The organism is Enterococcus sp. DIV1279b (genome assembly GCF_050531515.1).
Classification (GTDB): Bacteria; Bacillota; Bacilli; order Lactobacillales; family Enterococcaceae; genus Enterococcus_D; species Enterococcus_D casseliflavus.
This window is the reverse complement of record NZ_CP172891.1, coordinates 594759-613410: the sequence shown is the minus strand read 5'-3', so window position 1 is coordinate 613410 and position 18652 is coordinate 594759. Positions and strand designations below refer to the sequence as shown.

The 18652-nt window shown below is 41.1% G+C and carries 16 protein-coding genes and 3 pseudogenes; 8 read left to right on the top strand and 11 right to left on the bottom strand.

What is annotated here, in order from left to right:
* Positions 1 to 595 precede the first annotated feature (595 nt).
* A complete protein-coding gene (locus tag IGI71_RS02895) occupies positions 596 to 799 on the top strand; it encodes a hypothetical protein (RefSeq protein WP_368264396.1) in 204 nt (67 codons plus the stop codon).
* A gap of 196 nt (positions 800 to 995) precedes the next feature.
* Here the strand turns inward: IGI71_RS02895 and IGI71_RS02890 are convergent, their stop codons facing one another.
* Positions 996 to 2486, bottom strand: coding sequence for a helix-turn-helix domain-containing protein (locus IGI71_RS02890; protein ID WP_368264397.1), 1491 nt, complete (start codon positions 2484 to 2486; stop codon positions 996 to 998).
* Between the two features lie 178 nt (positions 2487 to 2664).
* Between IGI71_RS02890 and IGI71_RS02885 the strand changes: the two genes are divergently transcribed.
* A complete protein-coding gene (locus IGI71_RS02885; RefSeq protein WP_213337025.1) occupies positions 2665 to 3240 on the top strand; it encodes a recombinase family protein in 576 nt (191 codons plus the stop codon).
* A 167-nt stretch (positions 3241 to 3407) separates the two neighbouring features.
* Here the strand turns inward: IGI71_RS02885 and IGI71_RS02880 are convergent, their stop codons facing one another.
* Positions 3408 to 3518, bottom strand: coding sequence for an LPXTG cell wall anchor domain-containing protein (locus IGI71_RS02880; protein WP_225582124.1), 111 nt, complete (start codon positions 3516 to 3518; stop codon positions 3408 to 3410).
* Positions 3515 to 3676 carry a hypothetical protein gene (locus IGI71_RS02875; RefSeq protein WP_225582123.1) on the bottom strand — a complete coding sequence of 54 codons (162 nt, stop codon included), beginning with the start codon at positions 3674 to 3676 and terminating at the stop codon, positions 3515 to 3517. The genes IGI71_RS02880 and IGI71_RS02875 overlap by 4 nt, the downstream gene beginning before the upstream one ends.
* 267 nt (positions 3677 to 3943) lie before the next feature.
* Between IGI71_RS02875 and IGI71_RS02870 the strand changes: the two genes are divergently transcribed.
* From IGI71_RS02870 to IGI71_RS02860, 3 genes are all read left to right on the top strand, one after another.
* Positions 3944 to 5449, top strand: a complete 1506-nt coding sequence (locus IGI71_RS02870) for a helix-turn-helix domain-containing protein (RefSeq protein WP_118215790.1) — start codon at positions 3944 to 3946, stop codon at positions 5447 to 5449.
* A gap of 458 nt (positions 5450 to 5907) precedes the next feature.
* On the top strand, positions 5908 to 6783 hold the full coding sequence (locus tag IGI71_RS02865; RefSeq protein WP_118215555.1) for a LysR family transcriptional regulator: 876 nt from the start codon (positions 5908 to 5910) through the stop codon (positions 6781 to 6783).
* A gap of 490 nt (positions 6784 to 7273) precedes the next feature.
* Complete coding sequence (locus tag IGI71_RS02860) at positions 7274 to 7426, top strand: hypothetical protein (RefSeq protein ID WP_010748814.1); 153 nt, start codon at positions 7274 to 7276, stop codon at positions 7424 to 7426.
* Between the two features lie 51 nt (positions 7427 to 7477).
* Here the strand turns inward: IGI71_RS02860 and IGI71_RS02855 are convergent, their stop codons facing one another.
* The 4 genes and pseudogenes from IGI71_RS02855 to IGI71_RS02840 form a co-directional block, all read right to left on the bottom strand.
* The gene (locus tag IGI71_RS02855) at positions 7478 to 8011 is read right to left on the bottom strand and encodes an IbrB-like domain-containing protein (protein WP_005227576.1); all 534 of its coding nucleotides are present in this window, start codon (positions 8009 to 8011) and stop codon (positions 7478 to 7480) included.
* Entirely contained in the window at positions 7938 to 8429 is a 492-nt protein-coding gene (locus tag IGI71_RS02850) for a hypothetical protein (RefSeq protein ID WP_118215556.1), read from the bottom strand. Before IGI71_RS02850 ends, IGI71_RS02855 begins: the two co-directional genes overlap by 74 nt.
* Before the next feature lie 36 nt (positions 8430 to 8465).
* Positions 8466 to 9774: pseudogene (locus IGI71_RS02845) on the bottom strand (DUF3440 domain-containing protein).
* Positions 9775 to 10097: 323 nt separating this feature from the next.
* Positions 10098 to 10556 (bottom strand): hypothetical protein, encoded by a 459-nt coding sequence (locus tag IGI71_RS02840; protein ID WP_128488306.1) that lies wholly within the window; start codon positions 10554 to 10556, stop codon positions 10098 to 10100.
* Positions 10557 to 11513: 957 nt separating this feature from the next.
* Between IGI71_RS02840 and IGI71_RS02835 the strand changes: the two genes are divergently transcribed.
* Positions 11514 to 11702, top strand: a complete 189-nt coding sequence (locus tag IGI71_RS02835) for a hypothetical protein (RefSeq protein ID WP_005227564.1) — start codon at positions 11514 to 11516, stop codon at positions 11700 to 11702.
* Between the two features lie 414 nt (positions 11703 to 12116).
* Here IGI71_RS02835 and IGI71_RS02830 read toward each other — a convergent pair whose 3' ends face one another.
* From IGI71_RS02830 to IGI71_RS02815, 4 genes and pseudogenes are all read right to left on the bottom strand, one after another.
* Positions 12117 to 13043 carry a LacI family DNA-binding transcriptional regulator gene (locus tag IGI71_RS02830; RefSeq protein ID WP_164890369.1) on the bottom strand — a complete coding sequence of 309 codons (927 nt, stop codon included), beginning with the start codon at positions 13041 to 13043 and terminating at the stop codon, positions 12117 to 12119.
* 230 nt (positions 13044 to 13273) lie between these two features.
* Positions 13274 to 15637 (bottom strand): HAD-IC family P-type ATPase, encoded by a 2364-nt coding sequence (locus tag IGI71_RS02825; protein ID WP_430616172.1) that lies wholly within the window; start codon positions 15635 to 15637, stop codon positions 13274 to 13276.
* Between the two features lie 421 nt (positions 15638 to 16058).
* Positions 16059 to 16571: a ClbS/DfsB family four-helix bundle protein gene (locus IGI71_RS02820; RefSeq protein ID WP_086293992.1), complete on the bottom strand. Its 513-nt coding sequence runs from the start codon at positions 16569 to 16571 to the stop codon at positions 16059 to 16061.
* Positions 16572 to 16589: 18 nt separating this feature from the next.
* Positions 16590 to 17036 (bottom strand): annotated as a pseudogene (locus IGI71_RS02815) (effector binding domain-containing protein); the annotation flags it as partial.
* A 93-nt stretch (positions 17037 to 17129) separates the two neighbouring features.
* On the opposite strand from IGI71_RS02815, the gene IGI71_RS02810 reads away from it, so the two are divergent.
* The gene (locus IGI71_RS02810) at positions 17130 to 18038 is read left to right on the top strand and encodes a helix-turn-helix transcriptional regulator (RefSeq protein ID WP_118215560.1); all 909 of its coding nucleotides are present in this window, start codon (positions 17130 to 17132) and stop codon (positions 18036 to 18038) included.
* A pseudogene (locus tag IGI71_RS02805) lies at positions 18035 to 18598 on the top strand (helicase). Before IGI71_RS02810 ends, IGI71_RS02805 begins: the two are co-directional and overlap by 4 nt.
* Positions 18599 to 18652 lie beyond the last annotated feature (54 nt).

The window sequence follows — 18652 nt, the reverse complement described above, 5'->3', positions numbered from 1 at the left end:
CGTCCTTTCTTACTCCTCAAAAAAATCTGTCTTAGACCTTATCGGAACAACCTATTCGATAGAAACTCACTAAATATCATAGATAAGATTTAAAAAAAGATGTTTTTTTGACGAAATTTTATTGTTTTAATCGAGGTTAAATTTAACACGGTTGCTCATCGAGCAATAAATCAAGATTTGCAAACCTGTGTGAATAAATTGATTTTCATTTTCTTTTCAAACAAGGCATTTTGAAAGTTTGTGCAAAAAAAAGCGTTATAAAAAAAGACGATTCCTTATGATTTAAAAAGGATCGTCCATTTTTGTTATTACCTGTAACCACTTGACTCAATACGATGGATACATTGTTTCTGCTTACTCATTCTTAGCATTGTCAGAAGCATTGTTATCAACAGTTCCCTTCAACAGAATGCTTCTTTCCTATAAAAATTGTCCGAAAAAAAGCAAAATAAAAGAAATTCCTTGTAATTTTACACATCTTCTAAAAAAATTCATTTTTCTTTGGTATACTAAATATAGATCTGCGTATCATTAGATTTACGTTGCCCGTTAGTGAAGTTTCAGGCAACGTTTCTTTATGGGGGATAGATAAAAAATGGAAGAGAAAAAGATTTTTGAGAAGCGGTGGTTATTAGCTACCAGTGAACAACGAGAGAAATACCATGCCTTGATTGCCTCTCACCCTTCAATCGAATGGACATTTAAAGAAAAAAGCTACCTTTTATGGCTTTGTCAGTTAGATAGTGATACGTTCAAAACCTTTGAAGCGATTTTTGATAAACTAGTAAATGCCAACTAATTATTTGAGCATAGGCTGTTCTTTCACCAAAACAACCCAATCTTTTGGTATTCAGGAACAGTGGGCATATTTTCAGATAACTCCCTTTTTTATTAGACAAACGAATAAAAGCCGCACCCGTCGATCGTAACGGTTGCGGCTTTTCTCTTTGATCTATCCACCTATGTCCTCGTCATGCTGTGTTGCAACACGTGTATCAGGTTGTGGGAACGCTTAACGCTTGCCCTAACTGAGGATCGATTTTTTCAATCACTCTTAGCCAATCTTGATGATCGGGGATTGCTTTGAGTAAAAGAGAATCAGTCGATAAGATGAACTCTGATAAATATTCACTATAATTCGTGACCACAAGATCAATGGCGTTTTCCTTCAAATAATCGCTCGTCAATTCATTGATTTTTGGAAAGAATACCCGATGATCATTGCCGACATAACGCAAAAAGCGCGCACGGATCGTGTGACAGGCATAGAGATCACCTTCTATTATCAACGCAATCCGTTTGACTTTTTGTGCATAAAGCTCCCTAATTGCTTCACTGTAAAGGGTCAGTGCGGCACAAATATCTGACAGATACTCCTGTTTGATTCCTAGAATCGCTTGGTGCTGCTTCATAAATGCCAGATTTTTTTGATAAGCAGCAGAACCATGCTTTTGCGCTTCATTTTTTACTTCTGTTAGCAAGTGATTTAAAACGGGCGCCAGCTGCTCATTGATTTTCTTTGACAGGAAAAAGGCGTGGATCATCGTCTGGACCTGTTGAGGCTCTTGAAAGGAAATGCCCCATTCTTGCACGAAGCGCTGACTCAGTTCTTCGAGTTCAGGATACAGCCCAAACGCTGCAACGAATTGCTGCTCTTTTTCAGGCTCGGTCAAAGTTCGTTTCATCACGGTCACTAAATAAAGCCACATCATTTCTTGTTGCGGCAGTCTTACTCGGTATAGCGCTTCAATTTTAGGCGCTAAATTCTTCATTATCGCAAACGCGTCATGCGTTTCGACGATTGCTGCCAACGATCGAGGAATCTGAACGGTCTTTCCCAGTTGATAGCGCTTGATCGCAATATACAAACTATAATAAAAATCACTCGGAGAAACGCCTGTATTCACCAGCGCTGTGGGAATTTTTGAGAAGGCATCACTGACTAACGCAATCAGTTCTTTGGGGGGCAAGAGCGTATGCGGCGTGACATCTGATTCATAATAAAAATCTTTAAAAAACTTGCGAATATTGGCTTCTGATCCACTCAAATTGACCGGTTGCAAGATCCACTCTAAATGATACTTTCGTAACGTCGCAGAAGCGGTATTCAAATAACGACGCATCGTACTTTCTGATACATATAAGCGCTGCGCCCACTCTTCAACCGAACAGAATTCCCCGTGGAAAATGGCTTCCACGATTTGATACATGCCTTCTTCTGCAACAAGCTCCTTTTTTTGAGACAAGTATCTTTTCGGATCAGTTTCCCTAAAATGATAGCCATTGGCTTCAAGAGTAAATTCCGCTGCCTCCTGCAGATAGGTTTTCAATTCCTTGATGTCAGAGCTGATCGTCCGTTGGGTCACATCAAGCTTGTTGGCTAAACTTGCGATGGAACAAGTCCGTTCTCGCTCAAAGGTATTTAACATTTGAAGCCATCGAACGGTCGTTTTGTTTAGCATAAAATTTAACTGCAATTCTCTCATTTTGCCCTCCGTGTTTCTCCTTCACCGACTGGTTTCTTTTCTATAGTACAATATTTGCGTCTATAAAAAAACCTTCCTATTTCCCAAATTTATTTAAGTTGGTGTTAGAATATGTACTTAAGTGAACAAACAAGGTATTCTCTATGTAGACTCTTTTTGTGCAACTAGAGGAATTTGTATGACAAATATGGTTTATGGATACGCCCGTGTATCCACAAGACAACAGGATCTCTCTCGTCAATTGGATTTACTTGACCGGTATGAATGCAACAAAATTTATACTGAAAAGATCAGTGGTGTACGCGCAAATCGTCCTGAATTAAATAAACTAAAAAAACGAGTGAAAGAAAACGATAAAATCATTATTGAAAGTTTCTCGCGGCTAGGAAGAAGTACCAAAGACCTGATTGATCTCGTCTACTTTTTTGAAAAGAAAGGCGTAAAAGTCATCAGTATCAAAGAAAATTTTGATACACAAACCCCTCAAGGAAAATTAATGATGACTGTTTTCCAAGCCTTCGGCCAATTCGAACGAGACATCATCGTTGAACGGACCAAAGAAGGCTTAGAATCCGCACGTGCTAGAGGAAATATTGGCGGTCGTCCACGAATCGATCCCGCACTGATCCAACACGCATTGCACCTTTATCAAAAGGAAGGAAAAGCCGTTGTGGATATCTGTGCCCAAACAGGCTTAAAGCGCTCGACTTTTTATCGCTATCTTAGTCTGGAGAAGGATGAGGTCATTTCATAAATACACGTGCTGGCTGAACTTAGTACTCTCGGCTGCTCACTATATAAAAAACAGGGCGAACATTGCTGATGTTTGTGATTGCTTAAAGATCGATATTTGTTCTCTTAAAGCAATTCATCCAGCTTGTTCGTCCTGTATGTTTTATTCTTCTGGCTCTTCTATTGATCCTATTGTTGTTTTCTCCATGATTTCTTACGATGCAAGAACACCAGCCCGCCGATTAAGAATAGGATCCCTGTCACACTTAGCAAGACACTGCTTGTTTCTCCTGTATTCATGCTTCCTGTTGAATCTCGGTGGAGTCTATTGATGGTGTTTGCTGCTCTGTTTGTTGTGTTTCTGTTGCCTGAGCGATCGGCCATGTGCTTGGAAAGGTTGTCCCTAAAATCAGCATCCCTACTAAAGCGCTCTTACTTATAACTACGCGTTTTTTCATTTTCGTTTTTTCTCCTTTTTCTTTTCCCCAACGTTATTCACACTTATCTTTGTACCAATCTATCCAAGCGTTTTAGGTCTGCAACTGGCAAGGTTGTTTTTTCTAAAAAAGCTGTTTTCAATGACTACTTCACACTCGATGAAACATGCGGCGCACCATTAACATGAAATCCGCCAATTTTCAAGGGATAAGACTTCTTGATTGGCGCAGAGTATTATATAATTTACTTAAAACGAGCGTAATTTCAATGGATAGGTGGTGACTTCAATGTTAGAAAATTTATCTATCAACTTGCATCGGGACAAAGCATTTTCTCGACAAGTAAAAATCTTACAAGTGCTAAATGCTGCACCGACAGGGTATCATCCACAAGAATTAGCGACATTACTAGGGCTATCTTTGCCTACAGTTACCAAAGAGCTGAGTATTTTAAGTGACAGTTTGCCAAAGGAACTGGTCAAGATCACACTCTCAGAAACGAACATCGTCTCGATCGCTTATGCGCCGAACGCTTCCATCAATTCTGCCATCCAATACCTGGGGATGGAAACGCTGGAGTTTAAAATCATGACGAGTATTATTGATAATAAAAAATACTCTATTCACCGAGCAACGATTGAATTCGGTTATTCTCGCAGTCATCTTTTACGGACGATCAGCTACATGAACAAGTCGTTGCAAACCTATTCTGTAACTATTGCCACGAATCATCTTGACTTTATTGGTACCGAAGCGGACATCCGATTTTGTCTGTTCGTCTTTTTTTCTGCTTATGGCGATAGCACGATTTTAGATAAGGATAGTCCCGCGGATGCCCGCCTGCTGGTCCAAAAAGCCAAGGAAGCCAACACGAAAGATTTGCATTACAGCCATTACAGACTTGCTCTGTGGCTAAGTATCGCCAAGCGTAGGTGGCGCTATTCTTACTTTTTGACCTTGCCGCCGTCTTTAGAACGCAATCTATTGGAGAAAGAACGCTTCGCTATTTTCTCAGAAATATTAAACGAACATTACTTGAAAAAATACCGAATCATCCACTTGCCGCAACAAGAACTGCTTTGGATCTTTGTCAATGCGCTCCATTGTCTTTCCTATAGTACGATGGACATCAACGGCGAAAGCGATGCGGATTACATTTTTCACCATACAGAAAGACCAGAAATTATTGCAGAAGCGGCTGCCTTTTTAGAGAAATCTGGCGTCGCTATTCCACCTGCAGCCGCCCACAAGATCATCGCGTATCTCGTGAATCTTCGCCTGCTGACGATGATTTCTGCCAATTATGAGTTTGCTGATCCGCAGATCAAAGCCTTTGTTGAAACAACATTCAAGACGGATTACCTTGCTTGGAATGAGTGGTTGAAACCCTTCAACGATCAAAGCCGCTTCTTTTCCTTTACTCACTTGGAACATATCGCAGTCACATTGACTTTGTTAAGCGAGTTAGCGCCTAATCCCCAGCTGAAAAAACACCTCAAAGTAGCCTTTGCTTTTCAAGGCGGTGCTGGATTAGATGCTTTCTTAGCCGCATCAACGGAATTATTTAAAAACGACCATACAGAAATCAGTTACTTTTTTGAAGTGGCTCCTGATGAACAAGAATTGATCCATCGGGAAATAGATTTGATCGTCAGCAATTTTGACTTGCATCTGAAAAGCAACACCAAATTTCAGCAACTGCGCATTTCCAATGTCCCCACCCTTTCGGACTGGACGATCATCCACAAAACGATTGAACAGCTGATTCAGCCAAGAATCACACCGATTCGTTGACCTAAGGAAACTGACGGCCTTCTTGAAGGAATCGCCGCCAGTTTTTCATTGCGCGGTTTGCTATTTTGACCCTTTCCTAAGTATCCATTTTTCTTTTCTCTTAGCGTGTCTATTTTTTTCACATCAGAAAAAAATCAGACCTTTTTTGCAAGATTCCTCTCCTAATAAACGCTTTTCCATTCAAGCGCAGCGGAGAAAGCCACTGTCTTGTTTTTATGTGCTGTTCGTAATCCCTGAAAAGTTGCCTGCTTCGTGGATTTTTTAATGAATGAAATTTTAGCGGCTACTCTTAGCCCCACATGTGAAAATCGTTATTTTAAAAACAAAGAAACAGACGGTAAAAACAGACTGCATGTTTTAAATAACTTTTGTATCTATTTTTTTTATTTACTAGAAAAAAAAGAAATTTTCTCCCCGCTCCTTTTTTGTATAATAGGTAAAAAGAGAGGGGAACAAACGTGGATTTTATCAAGGAGCTGCAATCCTTCAAAACAATCGTCGAGGAAGGTACGTTTACTAGAGCTGCCGCCAAACTAAACTATGCCCAGTCGACCGTTACGAACCATATCAAAAAGTTAGAAAACGAATTAGAAGTAGCGTTATTTTTGGAAGGAAAAAGCAATGTATTGACCTTGGAAGGCGAATTGTTGAAACAGGAAGTACCCGAACTGATTGCCCACTGGGAGCGGGTCAAAGAACAGTTGATCAATGCTTCCCATACGGTCGAGTATTCGTTGCGGATGGGCATCCTTCACCCCTATGACATTTTGGTTTTGCCTGCACTGCTTCACGATTTTTCGCAGCACTATCCAAAAATAAACTTCGAGATCGTCGTGGGCTCAACACTAGAATTAGCCAATGCACTAAATGAAAACCGAATTGATTTCGCCTTATGCTCACTTCCTCACGAGAAACATTTTGCTTACGAGGAATTGTTTCAAGAAGAGCTTTGCTGCATTACCTCAATCTCAAACCCATTAATCATCAATGAGCTAGCCGATCTTGAAGGGAGCCATCTCTATCGTTCCAAGTCTGACTGTCCAGCTCGCACAAAAATTGAAAGCTATCTTGACAATCAGGTTCCTTCGATCCATTGGGAGTCTGTCAGCAATATCAGTACGATTCCTTACTTGATCGAACGAACTGGATACTGCAGTCTGATCCCTCGTTCCATCATTGAGCAAACTCATGCTCGAGTAAAAATCGTCTCGCTTCCTTTACCTGATCCCCACATGTCGATCGGCTTATTGTCAAAACATCCACTGATGCTTTCTCCCAGCATCACAAAAAATTTTGTCGTCGAGCTAAAAATGCGCTTACTATCTTTGTTATAAAACGGTTTTAATCCGCATTGATTTTTATGCAATGATGCTTTTTACGGAAAAATAATGTCAGTCATTTTGTAACCCTCGTCACAGCGGGAAACAAAAGAGCTGCACCAAATCTTTACGTTTTAAAGACTTGGTGCAGCAAGGTTTTTGAATTCGCTTACGGTTATAAAGTTACGAAATAGTATCTTTTTTCTCGATTCGATTTTTTGTTATCATTTTACTTTTTTTATGCAACCTGATACGGTTATTCATGAAAACCGAGGAAAAATCAGAAAAGATGTCGTTATTCTTAACATTTCCGATTTTTTCTCCGATTGTAAAAAATAGAAACGTTTTTTCATTATTTACAAAGTATACTCAATTTTGAAGCGACGAGTTCTCAAGAAACTGAGGCTTGTACCCCGCAGGGCAAAGTCTTTGGGTAGTTATTGCTCAAGGAAGCTGTTTTTGCAATTGTCAGAAAAAATAGACGATGAGAAAAGGAGGAAAAACCATGTTTATCATTGAAGCGATCTTCAGCTTTCTAAGAGACGCATTAGGTGTGATCCTAGCTATTCTCTTAGGGACGCTTTGCTTGTCGATGGTGGTCAATTTGATCGTTATCGTTGTAAAAAACACCTATTCAAAATTTAAAAAGAATTATTAACGAATCGCTATCTTCTAATAGATAGCTTTTTTAAATAGTTTTTTCAACCTCTCAGGTCTCTTTTTTGCCTTTGTAGTATCTTTTTTCAAACTCAATCCAAGACTTGCTGAATTCATGGTTAGAAAAGGCACTTTTCAAACCTGAACGCTGCTTAAAGCGAAAGACCTCTTCGCGGTCCATCCCCAATTCCTTGGCAATTCGTTCATCCGACCACTCGTTAGCTACCAACTGCTGCACGATGTTTCCCATCTTCTCGATACCATGGGTACCACGTGCTCGATTGTGGCGAATCGTTGAAGCAATGCGATTCTCAAATGGCTTATCGATCACCGTGACCGGAACACTTGGCAATTCCAAGCGGTCTTTTGCTACGATGTACCGATGAAACCCATCGATCAAAATATACTTGTCTTGCTCCTTATCGTGGTAACAAACCAATGGCTGCGTAAAGCCATCTTCTCGAATCGACAGTTCCAGTAAATCCATTTCTGGAGCAGCCACGGTGTTGGGATTATATGTATTCGCGTGAATCTTGCTGACTGGGATCAGCTTCGCCGCTAACACTGGAAAATCGATATCGCTCATGAGGGACTACACTCCTTTTTAGAAATGAATAATTTTTTGTTTGTCGATAAACCGCAAACCCTTTTGACTCCAAAAGTGCAATTTCACTAGGCTGGTTACTAGAAGCGAGAATCTCTGCTTCTGGGTAGTTGCGGCTGATATCCACCAGCATTTTCCGTAAAAGAAACTTTTTAAATTGAGCGGCTGGATCTTTTTCATAAAATTCCCCTAGCTCCACTTTGTTGGCGCCTTTTTCATAATAAGAAAAAGCAGTCACCCGTTTTTCGTCATCAAGAATCACGTACCAGTAGCAGTTCTCATCATTGACTAAGTACGGAAATTGCTGCTGATACACCCGTTCCGCAAAAAAAGCCCCCATCAATTGATAGAATTGGCTTTTCTTATACGGTGGAAAAAATAAAACCAATCGTTCGTTCACAAAACCCTTCCTCTCTAAGGACACATTCGTCCATCGTTAGGTGATTTTTTTCGTTAAATACTCGTATTTGGCATTCAATTTTTTTAACTGATACTTGGGTAAATGCTCGATCCCCAAAGCCGCCCCAAAATCGACCGCCAACTCATACAATTCAGACTCATCTTTTTTCGTCAAACTATATTGTCGCGTACTCAAAGAAAAATCATTTTTTTCTAACGCACGAGCGATCCCTTTCCAGTCATGCCAGAGTACTTCGTTTTTCAGCCAGTCCTTATGTTTGGTCACATCGGGTATATCTTCCACTTCGATCCCGTGCTTTTCTCGATAATGATCAATCAAAATCGTGATTTTGCGGTAATAATGATCCTGCAATTTCTTTGAATAAAGTCCAATTGATTCCAGTAAAAAGACCGCATACTCTTGCCAAGTCATATGACTGGGCTTTCTCGTATTGTAATGCGCAAGCAATCCTGTCTTGGGCATACAAGCGACCAAAATTGGCTCCTGACACACGATTTACGACGCGCTCCCACGTTTCCGGTTCCACCAGAGCATATTGGTACAAGCCTTTTCGTTGCTGCATGCCGTAAGGCTGACAGATCCGCATTTGATGGATCGGAACGCCATGATCGTACAACTTTTCATAAAAGCCATTGATCGGCCAGTCAAAATGGGCATAGGCTCCCCACACATCTTCCGTCTTCCAATCATAGATTGGGTAAAAATTGACGACCATTGAATCTGCTACTTGCCGTTTGATCCAGCATTGCTTCCGAAAGTTATACTTTGGCGATGTGATCGATCGATACCGATACAGACTTTCCTGGGTTCGTATCCCCACACCACAAGCAACAGGTTCAAACTGATGATAGCTTGCGTACCAATGAGCAAAGTTTCGTAAAAACTTATCAGGGTTCATATTTGCACTCTGATAGATTTCCATCAATGATTCATCTAAATCAGCAAGTGAAATCGCATCTTTGGGCATCGGCTGTACCCACTTCTCACGTTCTTGTTCATCCCACATCAACCATTGTGGCTGAAAGACGCTGGTATTGTTGTCCTCGTAAAAGGGCAAACAGAAGTGGAAGGTTTGATTGATACTTGGTAACGCTTTGATTTTTTCCATGAACGTTCTCGTAGCGTCATAATTTGCCTCGATATCTAAAATCAGCAGATCAAAGGTTTTCTTTTTTTTCTGTGCGACTTGGTCAGCCAACTGGATCATGGCACCGCTATCTTTTCCAACACTGAAAGAGAAATACACATGGGGAAACGTATCAAAAATATATTCCAAACGCGTCATCGCCGCTTCTAGCACATTTTCCTTACAATATTTCTTCATAAAAGCTCATGTCCTCATTTTATTTGTCCTTTTTTTGAATAAGTATTACATTCTAGTATAAAGTTTCACTTGGCTTCTTACAAGGACTTAAGGGAGATTTCCCTGTTATTTCATACAGCGACATGTTGAAATACGCGCGCTCAGTATCGGATAATGAGTCAACTACAGGCTAAAAAAAGCAGAGATATCAATTTTTTAAACTTCATAATCGCTGCTTGCTACTGATACATCTGCTCTTTTTTGAATCACAAAAAGATAGCTTGTTTTTTCTATGATTTAGCTAATAGAAAGCAATACCATCAACCTGATTATCCGTTCATTCATCACATGTACTTAATTTTCCATAACAGTGAAATTTCTTTGCTGAGGTCTTTGAGCTTCATAGCCTTTTGGATATTCTCAGACATCTTCTTGTAATTACTGATTTTTTCTTCTTTGGGCAGCAGTACATATTCTCGCTTGATTGCTTCAAACTTGTCTTCATGATCGATCACCAGAAGTTGCGTGATCAGATCATGGGCGATCCACCGATGATAGGAATTTTTGTGGGTATGCAGTGCCCAGATCCGTTCCCACTCATCATAAATCAGCTCAGGGTTTTTAATGGCTACTTCTTTAATAATCAAATAACTATTAAAATACTCATTGATATGATTTTGACCATCAACGACATTCTCCACTAGCTTCTCCCTTACCTTTCGATCATCGATCGCCGTTTGCACAAACGGTTGGGGATCAAACGATGTCGTTTGAAAATGACGCGCGATTTCTTGGTAGTCCATGCTTTCACCTTCTTTAAATGATTGATTTGCAGCAATTACTTTTTTTATCCATATCTTCATTTTAACAGAATCTTTGTACGAAAAAAGCGCTTTTTTGATTGCTTTTACGTTCCTTAAATGTTGGTCTCCTATGCCATTAGAAAGTGATCGTTCGTTGGCGCGCATTTTTCCCGGCAATATCCAATTTAAAATCGATCAAAAGAAACAGGGAAATCCCTCAATGAAAAGAAGGATTGTAGTCTTTCATCCAATGATCCATTGAGTTCTGACATTCGTTTCTTTGTAGTTTGTGATTTCTTATTCCATCGTATTCTTGACCTTGCGTCTGCAAAAGAGCGCCTGTACTAATAATTTTCTCAATGAAGAATGTGATAAAAATGACATAAAAAAGGAAGTCCCCTGACGGGACTTCCTGAGTTTCGTTTCTTCAAACACTATTTCACGCATAGCTGCGAGATGCTGGATCACGCGTCCTTTCTCCGAATACCTCGGTCGATAGGCATTTTGATCCATTGCTCGGGTGGACGTTTTCTGATTTTTTTTGGTGCAAACATCAGTTGAACCGTTCTTTTGACAAAGTTATTTCGGTATACGTTTTCCATAACTTGCACGCCCTTTTCAATTGAATTAGGAAGTGGTAACGCCGATCGTTCTTCCTACCTTTATTATAAGCGTGAAGACGGGACAAAACAAACAATATAGCTGGAAATTTCTAGCTTTCTTTCACTCAACTTTGTAGTCGATTGCTCGGTAAATTGGTATGATCCATTGAATAATATTCAACTAGCCATCGTATATTTATTGAAAACACAAATGAAAAATTACAGAAAAAGTTGATTTCCACTCGAATAAATAGCCGAAAGGACGAGTTTTTGAATGAAAAATCGTTTCACTTTACTTTTTCTTAAATTTTAATTATTATTCTTTTGAAATAAGATTAATGAAGGAGATAAAAACATGGAAAAATACCAAGTGTTCCCTGGTCAAAACTATCAGGCAAATGTTATTGGCTTTACCGGTTTACAAGAAGTTAGTGTGATTCATGTTTACGAAAATACTGCGACTGTTCTAATCAAAGAAACAGCTGAAACAGGTGTTGCGAAATTATGTAATTTTCTAGTGGGTGCAACACAATTAGTTAGTTGATGCTTTGTAATTAATCAAAACATGATGGAGCAATTTGCCATCCAGCATGTTGTAGGAAATCGCTCCAGAGATACTCGTCTGTGAGATTGCCTTTTTCCTATTCATCAATTACAGTAGTATTTTTATTTATCTACTCAATATCTCTCTACTTTATATATAAATAGTGTTAGAATGAACAAAAGGAAACGTATCAGGCTTCCCCCAAGAGAATCTTCCCCAAGTACTCTTGTCTGATACGTTTCCTATTTTTGTGGCGAAAAAGCCACAGACCAATGGTAGCCCTTTACTCTGTGAAAAGCAAGCTTTCAAAATAAATTTTTTCTTTATTTTTTTATTTTATCTCTACAATTCCCCTTTAATAAGCAGGCAAAAACACACCTCTCGACAAAAAGGTGTGTTTTTTTAAAACGATGATTATTCACGAATAATAAGTTCGTAAGGCAGAATGATCTGCTCTTGTTTTCTTTCTTGAAACAAGCGAAAGGCTTCTTTGCCGCACTGATCCAGATGAAACTCAACGGAAGAAAAGTGCAGCATATGACTGATGAGCAGGTTTTCTTGTCCGATCACGATGGGTGCTGTACCGTGGGAGTATTGATTTAAGATCATCGCTGCGATCTCGTCCCCATTTGTGATCACCCCATCGATTCCTCGTTCCTTAAAAAATGCGGCTGCGGGAATCCCATCTTGTGCTTTGATGCAATCCCAATAAATATCCGCTTCAGAAAAAGTAGGAAACAGCTCCTTGGCTTTTGCGATCGTGTTGACTGAATTGCAGCTGAGGCGTTTGCTGCGCCCGAGCGTCAGTCCCAAACGCTTTACGCCTTGTTCTTTCAAATACTTGATACTGGCTGTCACAGAGCCGACCAAGTCGATCGCAACGAAAGGAACGGCAGTACCGGTCGAATTTTCACAAAAAACAATCGGTCCTTTTTCCATGTAGGGATAAAATGTCTCGATATGATTTGCGCGGGTGATGACGATCAAGCCGTCAAATCCCTTTGCAGCGAATTCTTCTAGATATTCTAGCTCCAGCTTCCGATCAAAATTGGTCGGAAGCAACGTCACCTTGTATTTTTGGGCAAAGGCTTCTTCCATGATGCCATTTAAAATTCCATCAAAGAAGGCGTGATTGACAAACGGTACGATGACTCCAATATTATAGGTTTTCCCCGAGCTAAGCTTTTGGGCGATTTTATTCGGTTTGTAATCCAGTTCTTCCATCACCGCCAAAATCGCTGCTCGCTTTTGCTCATCAACATAAGGATGGCCATTGATCACACGAGAGACCGTCGTGATCGAAAAACCAGTAATTTTTGCTATATCGCGAATCGTTGCCATTTCTTTCATTCCTATCTGATTGTTTTGCTCGTGACCTAAGTCTACCATAGAAAATTAGTTGTTCCACTTTCGACAATTTTCTGAAAAGATCTCTTGGTTGATTGTACGGTATGAAACGAGTTTCATAGCAAGACTTAGACTCCTTGAAAAGAAAAGAAATTTATTTTAAATCAAAAACTGACTGCCTAGCACGCTGTAAACGCTGCTTAAGCAATCAGTTTTTCTATTATTTACTGAATCATTTCTTTTGATAAACTTTTACGTTTCTTCGTATATCTTCGCATCAGCAGCTCGATGCCCTTATCCGCAAAGCGTTGCATGTAGGCGGAAAAATTCAACAAGGCAATCAAGAGAATGAGGTTGAGATAACTGGTATTGCCTAGGTTAAAGAGGTCGCGACCGACGATCAAAGCGACAAAGTACAAGATCTGGGTGCTGAAAAAAATCATCGTTCGATAGTTGTTGATCGCTGGATAGACTTTTTTCTGGATCAAGCGATAGTTCCAAGCAGTAAAAATAATGCTCATGATCGATAGAGCTTTACTGCTGCTGTTGAACCAATAGCCAAAGTTGATGATCAGCAAAGTTCCTACCGTAATCGTCAAGGCTGTTGGAAAAGCATTTTTGAAAATCGTCGTCATAAAGTCCCCTTTGATCCGATTGAAGTCTGGTTCAAAGTTTAAAAAGAAGGTCGGAATGCCGACAAAGCAGGCATTGATGATCGTTAATTGGATCGGCTCAAAAGGATAGGTCGTTCCTGATAACAACGTCCCCATGGTGATCATGATGGAGAATAAGACTTGCACTAGCACCAATGAACCTGAGCGGGTAATGTTATTGATCACTCGGCGGCCTTCGTCCATGACCGATGGCAAAGCATCAAATTGATTTTCCAAAAGAACCAGATTTGATACTTGACGCGCAGCATCAACACCAGAAGCCATTGCGATGGAGCAGTCGGCTTCTTTTAGCGCCAAAACATCGTTGACGCCATCGCCAGTCATTGCGACGGTATGCCCTTGTTCTTTCAAGTAGAGCACCATTTCTTTCTTTTGTTGCGGTGTCACTCGACCAAAAATCTGATAGTTGCTGACAGCTTCTTTTAATTCGGTCGCAGTTATTTTTGACACATCGATAAAATCAGCAGCCCCTGGTAGATTGACTTTTTTCGCGATTTGACTGACTGTCACTGGATCATCGCCAGAGATGATCTTGCATTGGATTGCCTGTGAACGAAAATACTCCAAGGTCTCTTTGGCATCTTCACGGATCGTGTCTGACAGTAAATAAAATCCTAACGGTTCAATATCCGTCGGCAGTCCTGCCTCCTCATAGCCTTGCGTACTGTGAGCCAAAACGATCACACGGTAGCCTTCTTCTGCCAGCTGTCTTTCCTGTTTTAAGACAGCTTCATGGTTGGTTCCCAGTAAAATCGACGCAGCTCCGATGAAATAAGTGCCTTGTCCTTCAAACGTGACGCAACTAAATTTGCGCTCTGATGAAAAGGGGACGACTTGCTGCATCTGGTACGTCGTTTTTTCTGGGAAAAAGGTTCGCAGCGCCATTGCCGTTGGGTTCTGATCGGGTAGCTGCGCCATTAAGTTACCAGTGATTTCTGCCAACGGTGTTTCCGATTGAAAGGAAATCGTCTTTTCCACCGTCATCTTGCCTTCGGTGATCGTGCCCGTTTTATCTAAGCAAAGAACATCGACCCGTGCCAAGGCATCAATGCAGTTCAATTCCTGCACCATCACTTTTTTGCGCGCCAGATAGACGGCACTGATGGTCAACGTGACACTCGTCAATAAAAACAAACCTTCGGGGAACATTCCCACAGCTGCCGCCACCGTCCGTAAGATGGCGGTGTTGAAAGTTGCATGAGAAAAATAGAACTGTTTAACGAACAAGAGGGTACATAATGGGACCAAAATCAGGCTGATCCAACGAATGATTTTGTTTAAACTGCCTTGGATCAAGTATTTTTGTCGTTTGATGGTTTTGGCTTCTTTGTTGATTTTTGCGATATAGTTGTCAGCGCCTACGTGGATCACTTGGCATAACGCTTCGCCAGCAGTGATAAAACTGCCAGAAAACAACTCGTCTGCTGGCTGCTTGTAGATCGTATCCATTTCACCAGTCAGCAAGGATTCATTGACTTCTAAAGACCCTTGAATGACTTTGGTATCCGTCGGCACTTGATCCCCGCTTTTCAGTCGTAACACATCATCCATTACGAGTTTGTGGATCGGCAAATTCTCCAGCTTACCATCCCGATAAACATCGGCTTTGGCAACTTTTAGCAGTGCCAGCTTATCCAGCGTTCGTTTGGAACGAACTTCTTGAAAGAGATTGATGATCACATTGCTGAAGACAACAAAGACGAACAAGCCGTTTTGATAAGAACCTGTCAAACAGACGAGAAAGAATAGGACACAGTTGATCAAATTGAAAAAGGTAAAGATATTGGTAAAAAGGATTTTCGGGTAAGTATTCGTCGTATCCTTTTTTGTCTTATTGACTTGACCGCGCTGCACCCGCGCCTTGACTTCTCCTGACGTCAAGCCAATGGTTTGGTTGTTTTCGATGATCCTCACCCTTTCTATTCTTAGTCATTTACTTTTATTTTGCTGAATATTCAGCAAACTTGCATCAGACTTGGAAATGGTTTTGTGTTTTTTCTATAAAACCAATTGGCGTCGATTGCGTAAGATACGCCATCGACTCCCCGCTTTTTTTCTGTAAAAAAACAAGTACTGTTTAAAATATAGCATACCCTTTTACGAATTGGCGTTTCATTTTTGTCACCTTCGCGTCACTTTAGCACTTAAAATAACAGTTTATTTCGTAACCTAAACCGACTAGACAATAAGCTATCATAGACTTTCCAGGTGGTTTCTTGCGATGACACAAAATAAAAAAACAGCTGATCTTCACAGATCAACTGTTTAACAATTCTTTAAGTTAGCTGTTCCCTCAGTTGCTAAAAACGCTCAACCAGCTTGCTTCTTTTATTGATCAATGCAGTGCTTCCTTTTTCCATTTTCGGATTTTCGTTCGGAAATTGGTAAAGGGTGCTACTGTATTGATATGGATCCATTTATAGACTGGCCACTGTGCTTTGGTGGTTGCCCAATCCCGCTGCCTTGCTTCAAACAATTCCTGATCGGATAAGCCCTCGATCCACTGGCAAAGGGCCGTCACTTTTTGGTCTAAGAGCTCTTGTTGCTGTGCTAAGGTCAAACTGCCGTATGTCTGATAAAAAGATTGATACAATCCGCCAAGGTTGTTCCATTTGTACCCTTCAGCAGGTGTGTGAACGCTCATCCCTTGCTGTTCCTGTGCTTCCCATGACAATAACAAACTGACCCAGCCAATTTGGTAAGACAAGTTTTCTGAAGGGGTCTTGTCGACACTTGCTATCCGTTGATTTCGCAAGGCTTCAGGAATTTCATCAAATTCTTGGCGAAATTTTTGGTAACGTTCTGTGATCTCTTGGATCAGCGCTACTTTGCTTTCATACTGTCTCATTGTTTGTCCTCCTATCCAGGAAAATAGCTGCTCTTTGTCGCTTTCAGCAATGGCGATAAGAATCGTTACTTCGCCGTCTGGCGCATACTGCTCAAAATCAAAGGAATACCCGCGCTGCAGCTGCTGGTTTTCTTCCTCAGACCAGATTTGACGCCAAGTAGTCAAAATGCCATGCGCATCGCGCCGATCGATCGGATACTTTTTCCAAGTATATTTTTCTGTATCAAAGTCTGCTTGCTCCGTTTCTTCGTCTGCTTGCTCCGTTTCTTCGAAACAAAGCGAAACGGCATAGTCTCCTTGATAGTTTGACTCATACTCGTGGTAAACGCAAGCGATGACCGTTCCTTTTTCTGCGGCTTTCTTGACCGCCTCGCTGTTTTTCTCCCATAAGCCAGTGATTTTTGCTTGAATCGCTGGATCAGTAAAATTATTGGTTCTTTCCGTTGCCATTATCGAAAATTTCATTGGAGTTCCTCCTTCTTTGTCTTTATGATACGATAGAAACCTAGACACCTTGTGTCAGTGTTTTATCATCTTTTTATAAAAGGAGTAAACCAAGTGAGCACGACACGCCTATTCGGCCTTATCTACCACCTGTTGAATCATGAAAAAGCAACCACTTCTGAATTGGCCAAACAATTTGAAGTCTCGACTCGCACCATCACCAGAGATATCAATACCCTAAGCAGTATTGGCGTGCCCATCTATACTGAAACGGGTCGAAATGGCGGCGTTTATTTGTTAAGCAGTTTTGTGTTGGATAAAGTGTTATTATCAGAGGAAGAACGAAAAAACCTGCTTTTGGCGTTGAAAGGGATTCGCCAGCTGACGCCACAGATCAGTGGGCAATCGCTGGCAAAACTGCAATCCTTGTTTAAGCAGCCCGATGCTGATTGGCTAGAAGTGGATTTTTCCACTTGGCATCGGCGAGAAAACGGCCACGACATGTTTGATTTATTAAAAAAGAGTATTTTAACAAACCACGTGATCACCTTTGACTATGTCAGTAAACAGGGACTGCAAAAACGCATCTGCCAGCCTTATAAACTGCTTTTTCGCTCGCAAGCTTGGTATCTGCAAGCCTTCGACCAGCAAAAGAATGCCTTTCGGACATTTAAAATCAGCCGCATGAGTCAGGTCTACGTCACTGACCAGCATTTTTTCCCAGTCACTGCGCCTGATTCTGCCATTGAGTTGACTGTTGACACCTATCCTGCGCGTTTGTTCTTTCAAGCCGACGTTCTTTATCGGGTATATGATGAGTTCGATCATCAGGATATTACTTTGACGGAGGAAGGCACTGCTGTGGTTACCGTTGATTTGCCCGAGGAAAGCTGGGTAGTGCCCTATTTGTTCTCTTTTGGAAAAAGCCTACGCATTTTAAGTCCCCCTCGACTAAAGAATCGTTACCAAGAAGAAGTTGCTGCGATTTATGCCAATTTGTCCGAGAACGAGGGTGCGAATTGATTTTTTTAAGAAAAGGATCCCTATTGAAAGGAGTGTTTGATTTGAAAAAAGTGATCGTACAGTATGGCGGGGTTTCGCTAAACCGCCTTTGCCAGCAGTTGGAAGAAAATCAGATTCACTTAAACGCGTATGCCAACCAGCTCTTGCGCCATCCCCAGCTCTCCCTCAGTGCCGATAAACAGCGTGCTGCTTGTGTGATTGTTCCCCTTAAAGAACTGGGACTCCCCCAAGGCGGCTCTTTGACGGAGATTTTTGCAGCTGCGCCTTCTTATGGATTGACTTGTTGTACCTTGGAAATGGCCTTACACTTTCGTCTTAGCTATCGCCAACTGGCAAATAGTACCGGACTGAAATCCCAAGGAAAAGCGCCAGCTGCCGCAATCACGATCGCTTCTGTGCCTTTGGAAAAAACCGACGATTTCCCCAAATGATTCTACGTTCGCCGCATCGATGGGGTTGACTGGCTACGAGGCTATACTTGCGATGCACGCCACCAGTTTGCACCGGATGACCTGTTTTTGTTTCAACGACGAGACCCGTTGCCAGAGCGCCTCAACTGAAGGGGAAACAAACCGTTTCATATCAAATGTCCTTGTTTCTCATTGCCTACAATC

What these genes read in the sequence shown, in the direction of transcription:
- IGI71_RS02860 (WP_010748814.1), top strand. Translation starts at nt 7,274, where the DNA reads ATGTTTATCATTGAAGCGATCTTCAGCTTTCTAAGAGACGCATTAGGT.
- IGI71_RS02840 (WP_128488306.1), bottom strand. Translation starts at nt 10,556, where the DNA reads ATGGACTACCAAGAAATCGCGCGTCATTTTCAAACGACATCGTTTGAT.
- IGI71_RS02880 (WP_225582124.1), bottom strand. Translation starts at nt 3,518, where the DNA reads ATGAATACAGGAGAAACAAGCAGTGTCTTGCTAAGTGTGACAGGGATC.
- IGI71_RS02895 (WP_368264396.1), top strand. Translation starts at nt 596, where the DNA reads ATGGAAGAGAAAAAGATTTTTGAGAAGCGGTGGTTATTAGCTACCAGT.
- IGI71_RS02830 (WP_164890369.1), bottom strand. Translation starts at nt 13,043, where the DNA reads ATGGCAACGATTCGCGATATAGCAAAAATTACTGGTTTTTCGATCACG.
- IGI71_RS02820 (WP_086293992.1), bottom strand. Translation starts at nt 16,571, where the DNA reads ATGAGACAGTATGAAAGCAAAGTAGCGCTGATCCAAGAGATCACAGAA.
- IGI71_RS02875 (WP_225582123.1), bottom strand. Translation starts at nt 3,676, where the DNA reads ATGAAAAAACGCGTAGTTATAAGTAAGAGCGCTTTAGTAGGGATGCTG.
- IGI71_RS02890 (WP_368264397.1), bottom strand. Translation starts at nt 2,486, where the DNA reads ATGAGAGAATTGCAGTTAAATTTTATGCTAAACAAAACGACCGTTCGA.
- IGI71_RS02855 (WP_005227576.1), bottom strand. Translation starts at nt 8,011, where the DNA reads ATGAGCGATATCGATTTTCCAGTGTTAGCGGCGAAGCTGATCCCAGTC.
- IGI71_RS02885 (WP_213337025.1), top strand. Translation starts at nt 2,665, where the DNA reads ATGACAAATATGGTTTATGGATACGCCCGTGTATCCACAAGACAACAG.
- IGI71_RS02870 (WP_118215790.1), top strand. Translation starts at nt 3,944, where the DNA reads ATGTTAGAAAATTTATCTATCAACTTGCATCGGGACAAAGCATTTTCT.
- IGI71_RS02835 (WP_005227564.1), top strand. Translation starts at nt 11,514, where the DNA reads ATGGAAAAATACCAAGTGTTCCCTGGTCAAAACTATCAGGCAAATGTT.